The sequence below is a fragment of the Dactylosporangium sp. NPDC000244 genome, from assembly GCF_040300725.1.
In the GTDB taxonomy this organism is placed as follows: domain Bacteria; phylum Actinomycetota; class Actinomycetes; order Mycobacteriales; family Micromonosporaceae; genus Dactylosporangium.
The window spans coordinates 1-1062 of record NZ_JBEPEH010000127.1; the positions used below are offsets into that span (position 1 = coordinate 1).

1 protein-coding gene is annotated in these 1062 nt (G+C 44.7%); it reads left to right on the plus strand.

The annotated features are described in order from the left end of the window. A partial coding sequence (locus ABT369_RS57865) for a magnesium transporter CorA family protein (protein ID WP_350627290.1) occupies positions 1-742 on the plus strand: 742 nt, incomplete at its 5' end. Between the last annotated feature and the right edge of the window lie 320 nt (positions 743-1062).

The following is a 1062-nucleotide window of genomic DNA, read 5'->3' on the forward strand; positions in this document are numbered from 1 at the left end:
CTACCAATTATTCATCTTTCTGGCGCCGTATGCCCTCGACAAAGATGCGCTGAGATACATTACCCAGCCATTTGGCATGTTGCTCCATAAGGGCGTTTTATTCACGTTTAATCAAAGCGGCATACCTGAAGTCAACACGGCACTTTACTCGGCATTGGATAATCCCGAGGTTAAGAGCGTCGATGCATTTATTCTGCAAACACTGTTTACAGTTGTTGTCAGTTTTATCCCAATTTCTCGCGCCATTACCAAGAAACGCAACTATTTGGATAAAATGTTGAACCGGAAGACGAAGAACAGTGACTTGGTTTCACTTTCATATCTTCAACAGACGTTGACCTTTTTGTCCAGCGCGGTCCAAACCAATCTCAGTGAACTCGATCGTTTGCCAAAGACCCATTTTGGTGTCGGTGCTGACCAAGATAAAATTGATTTATTCGAAGACGTGCAAATTGAAGGAGAACAGGTCCAACGGATGTTTGAGATTGAAACCCAAGTCGTTGACCGAATCGATCATACCCTCAACAGCCTTGCTAATAACAACCTGAACGATACAATGAAATTTTTGACAATTTGGTCACTGACCATGGCTGTGCCAACGATCATTACCGGATTCTATGGGATGAACGTGAAGAAACTCCCGTTAGCCGGGATGCAAGATGCTTGGATGCTGACTTTGGGGATTTCTGTCGCCTTGATTGTGGCGATGCTGATTATGCTGAAGTTCTGGCGGAAGATGTGATGGGTGAGTGACTTGCTGCTGGGTGGGGGACTTTTTTGGAATGTGTATAGTTGAGCAGTTATGCTATTTTGAGCACCCTTCGGCTTCTGAAATACGCTCCGACGACCCTGACCCCGGCCACATAAGACAAAAAATCCAGTAGCGAACGTTTTTTGTTCGTTACTGGATTTTCTGCCTTATGCTCTGGGGTCAACCCGGGTCTTGTCACGTGTTGGTGATCTATTAGGTATCAACTATCTAGGCACACACACCATGCGTAAAACAGGCGCTTATCGGGTCTATACGCAGTCAAACTATAATATTGGTTTAGTGATGAATTT